At 43.1% G+C, this 4,095-nt stretch carries 3 protein-coding genes and 2 pseudogenes; 4 read left to right on the forward strand and 1 reads right to left on the reverse strand.

Features of this window, described 5'->3' with window-relative positions:
* Positions 1-184 precede the first annotated feature (184 nt).
* Complete coding sequence (locus REG_RS14980) at positions 185-589, reverse strand: helix-turn-helix domain-containing protein (protein ID WP_455549907.1); 405 nt, start codon at positions 587-589, stop codon at positions 185-187.
* 497 nt (positions 590-1,086) lie between these two features.
* On the opposite strand from REG_RS14980, the gene REG_RS10105 reads away from it, so the two are divergent.
* From REG_RS10105 to REG_RS10120, 4 genes and pseudogenes are all read left to right on the forward strand, one after another.
* Positions 1,087-1,341 (forward strand): type II toxin-antitoxin system RelB/DinJ family antitoxin, encoded by a 255-nt coding sequence (locus REG_RS10105; protein ID WP_006705550.1) that lies wholly within the window; start codon positions 1,087-1,089, stop codon positions 1,339-1,341.
* Positions 1,331-1,621 carry a type II toxin-antitoxin system RelE family toxin gene (locus REG_RS10110; protein WP_006705551.1) on the forward strand — a complete coding sequence of 97 codons (291 nt, stop codon included), beginning with the start codon at positions 1,331-1,333 and terminating at the stop codon, positions 1,619-1,621. Before REG_RS10105 ends, REG_RS10110 begins: the two co-directional genes overlap by 11 nt.
* Positions 1,622-2,151: 530 nt before the next feature.
* A pseudogene (locus REG_RS10115) lies at positions 2,152-3,613 on the forward strand (IS4 family transposase).
* An 18-nt stretch (positions 3,614-3,631) separates the two neighbouring features.
* Positions 3,632-3,997 (forward strand): annotated as a pseudogene (locus REG_RS10120) (DUF3987 domain-containing protein); the annotation flags it as partial.
* Positions 3,998-4,095: the final 98 nt, after the last annotated feature.

Genomic DNA, 4,095 nt, shown 5'->3' on the forward strand with positions numbered 1-4,095 from the left:
GGCCGATTGGCTGCCGATCACGTTCATCAACGATGATCAAGTCGATGACTGTATGATCAATCTGCACCTGCTCCAGTGGCATTGCAACTTTTGGAGGAACACCGCCAACACTTTGCAAGGCGCGGGACGCATTTTGACCTTCCCGGCGGGCGCGCTATTTTCCTAGGGTCGAGTCTGGCAATCCTCAGGGAAACGGTATTGCGTGCTGGCGCCCGCAGCTCTGTACGATTTCTCGATAGAGCGCGGCCAAACTGCGTTTATGCTTGGTCAAAAAGCGTTTATGCAATAACTCACGGATAATGCGCTCAATCTGCTCTGGCAAGCGTTGTTTGCCTTTGCCGCCGCTAGACTGGCCGGGGGCTAGATCAGTCAGCAACCCAGCACCCTGCCGGTAGCGGCGCACTAGTTCATAGATATGGCGACGGGACAGCCCTAATTGTTGGGCGGCGTCATCAGCGGCTTGGTGACTAATTCCTTCCTGAGCTGCCAGTGGAGCAATGACTTGCTGCCGTCTTTGTGCTTCACGCCACGTAGCTTCTGGCAAAGTTAATACACCTTGCTCGGTAATCTGGTGCTCCTCGGATCCCATGCTCAAGCTTCACTGTAGGGAAGAGGAGTATTGAGCATAATCCAAAACGGTGCAGTTGACTACTGATATTATGCTGTCAGAAGGTGACGGCACAAGGTTAGGTTTGGGTTAATGAAATGGGGCACTGGCCTTCTAAAGATAAAGGTTTTTAATTAATAAATTCATTGAGTTATCTTGTTATCGTACGTTTTGGCACCCTTGGATTTTAAACTCTCAGTGCAGTCGGCTTTTGATATTCCGTGCAGTTGCCTTCTGAAAATGACAGCCAGACCATGGGACTGACACCACGAATCGCGACCTTAATGGTGAATGTTTTCATTGCAAGGCTCTTGATGAGGAAAGCGTTCAAATTAGTGTTAATGATTTTATCGTCAATGGGGAATGATTTGGATGATTGCCCCACACTTTTTTATGCTCTCCAAGCCTTGTAAAAACGATTGCACTACAATTGTAATGCTTTATACTGCATTATAAACATAATTACATGAGTTACTCCAATGAGCACCATTCAGATCCGTGTGGATGAAGAGCTGAAAAAAAATGCGTATCAGACATTTAAAAAACTGAATTTGTCACCGTCTGATGCTCTGCGTCTGTTTTTGCGCTATGTCTCAGAGAATGAAAAGCTGCCATTTTCTGAGGTATCCGTGATGGTGAGTGAAGAAGATGAAGACGCTGATATTCTGGAGGTAGTCCGTGAACGCCTGAAAAACCCCGCCAGACGTATCAGAGTAAACCTTGATGATCTTTAATATCGACTTTGACGAACGGGCGTTAAAGGAGTGGCTAAAGCTGGATAAAGCCATTTGTGAGCAGTTTAAAAAAAAGCTGAGGAAGCTACAGGAAAATCCTTACATTGAATCTGCACGTTTACACGGAGATCTGGCCGGTTGTTTTAAAATCAAGCTCCGCTCCTCGGGATTTCGTCTGATTTATCAGGTGATTGATGAAGAGATTGTGATTTGGGTTCTTGCCGTTGGCAAGCGAGAAGACGAAAAAGTCTATGATGTAGCCCGTAAGCGGATTCAATAGGGAGAGCATAAAAAGGTTCGGTGTAATCCTATTCAGCTGTAGTAGGGTTGCGTTTGGGAACCCGAACCTCAGTGCTTAATGATGAGCTGAAAGAGCAATTCCAGCGTTGGTATCCTATCCGGGTCTGAAAACCAATGAGAATATCGGAGAAAAGAGCGATAAAAGCACGGGATTAGCGGGATAGAGTTGCCCCACACTTTTTTATGCTCTCCAACTGTGTAGCCAGACATGTCACTCTGCACCTTGCTAAATGGGTTACCCGCAAATACAAGCGGGTACACGGTAGTCTGGTTCAGGCGTATGAATGGTTAGACAGGATACGGAGCGTTAAGCCCAGTCTGTTTGCACACTGGGAAATTTGTACGCGGCGCTAACGGTCAACGACAAGCGCCGGATGACGGGAGACTGTCACGTCCGGTTGTGCGTCTTACTATTACCCATAAATCAGTAGATGTTGAGGAAAAAGCTTCCCTTAATTTATCTTTCTAATATTAAATACGCTGATGATTGTGTCTGATCGTGAGAAAAAGATGAAAGAAGGAAATGTCACTACCGCCTCTACTGGTTGGGCAGAGAGTGAGTTTGGAATAGTCGATTTTGGGGATAAAAGATTAAGTAAAGGGCTGTTAAAAATAGCGGATAGTTTTGCTAATTCACCGGAATGCTCAATAAACCAAGCGTGTGAAGATTGGCACCAAAGTAAAGCAGCTTATAGTTTTTTCCAAAACGAATCTATTTGTGAAAGAAGAATATTGGAGAGCCATTTCACTAAAACGGTTGAAAGAGCGCAGGGCTATCCCACTATTTTAGCCATCCAGGATACGAGTTATATTTCTTATAAAAATCATAAAAAGACTCAAGGATTAGGCGTTATAGCTGCCAGAACAAGAGCTAAAACAAAAAATTTTCAAACACATGGACGCATTATGCATACAACATTTGCAGTGACAACGGAAGGTCTCCCCATAGGATTATTAGAGCAAAAAATAAGTTCCAGACCTATTTTGGATGAAGAATTAAAAGAGCTGAAACAAAGAAGTCATAATATTGCTCTTCCTATAGAAGAAAAAGAAAGTATACGGTGGATAGAATCCCTTGAAAAAACTAACCATTATCCTGAGTTAGAGAAAAATAAGGTTGTTACTGTTTGTGATAGAGAAGCAGATATTTATGATTTGTTTGAAGTGGCTTCAACTCACTCCTTTCCCTTTGTAGTAAGAGCACGTCAAGATAGAACAGTAAATAAGAAATCGCAGTATTTTAAAAAGAGCGGCGAAAAATTGTTGGCGTTGATGAGTCGTTCACCTTGCCAGGGAGAAATCAAAATTAACTTCCCTGCTCGTAACAATAAGGCCAAAAGGACAGCGATTTTAGAAGTCCGGTTTAATCATTTTACAATGAATCCGCCACGAAATAATGTTAAACATAAAACGAGAAAGCTTCCTGATTTAAAATTACATGCTGTGTCTGTGATAGAAAAATCGACTCTCCTCGGAGAAGAGCCGATGAACTGGATGTTGTTAACCAATATAGATATTAATAATTTTGAAGAAGCAATAGAAAAAATACAGTGGTATTGTTTAAGATGGAGGATAGAAATTTTTCACAAAATTTTAAAATCGGGTCTTAAAGTTGAAGAATGTAGACTTGGCTCGGCGGAGAGATTAATTCGTTATCTTACAATAATGAGTGTGATTGCCTGGCGGATATTTTTTTATTACATTAATCGCGAGAACAAATCCAACCCTTCCTTGTACTTCCTTACTGGCTGACGAGGAGTGGAAAGTGCTATATACCAAAACGCATCGTACAAAACAGTATCCTAAAACCCCACCAACAATAAAGGAAACAGTGAGATGGCTCGCTCAGTTAGGCGGTTTTTTAGCCCGAAAAAATGACAGAGAACCTGACCCTATCACATTATGGAGAGGATGGAGAAAATTAATCGACCTCGCAGAAGGATGGAGTCTTGCTCTTACTAGTTATGGGTAATGAAAGCAACGTGCTCCCGCCGTATCAACCGCAAAATCCTTGCATTATGCCTGGTCAATGGAAAAAGAAGGATTATTAACGCAAATCAAACGCTCGATGATCACGGGCGATAACACTGAATATTTAAAGTTACTACTGAGTAACCTAATGCGACAAGAACCAGAAATCCCTCTGCAACCTAGGCTTTATTTCGAGGATGCAACTCAGGAAGCACTGGCTTTTAACCTATCGGATGGTTGGCCAAGCGCTTCCCTTTGGAGTGACGAGGCTGGGATTGTTCTAGGTAGCCACAGCATGCAAGGAAATCCATTACGATTTATCGCACTATTAAATCGACTGTGGGACGGCAAATCATTCACTGCTCATCGCAAAACCAGCATTTGATGATGCAGCCGATCCTATTACAAAAACTCGCCAATCAGGCTAAGGGGATTGGCAGACAAAGTGGTTTTTAGCGCGCTGCCTACTCGCCTATCCCCGGT

This window comes from Candidatus Regiella insecticola LSR1 (genome assembly GCF_000143625.1).
GTDB classification, from domain to species: Bacteria; Pseudomonadota; Gammaproteobacteria; order Enterobacterales; family Enterobacteriaceae; genus Regiella; species Regiella insecticola.

Bases quoted from the DNA above. Each gene is read 5' to 3' on its own strand.
- REG_RS14980 (WP_455549907.1), bottom strand. From the start codon at position 589: ATGGGATCCGAGGAGCACCAGATTACCGAGCAAGGTGTATTAACTTTG.
- REG_RS10105 (WP_006705550.1), top strand. From the start codon at position 1,087: ATGAGCACCATTCAGATCCGTGTGGATGAAGAGCTGAAAAAAAATGCG.
- REG_RS10110 (WP_006705551.1), top strand. From the start codon at position 1,331: ATGATCTTTAATATCGACTTTGACGAACGGGCGTTAAAGGAGTGGCTA.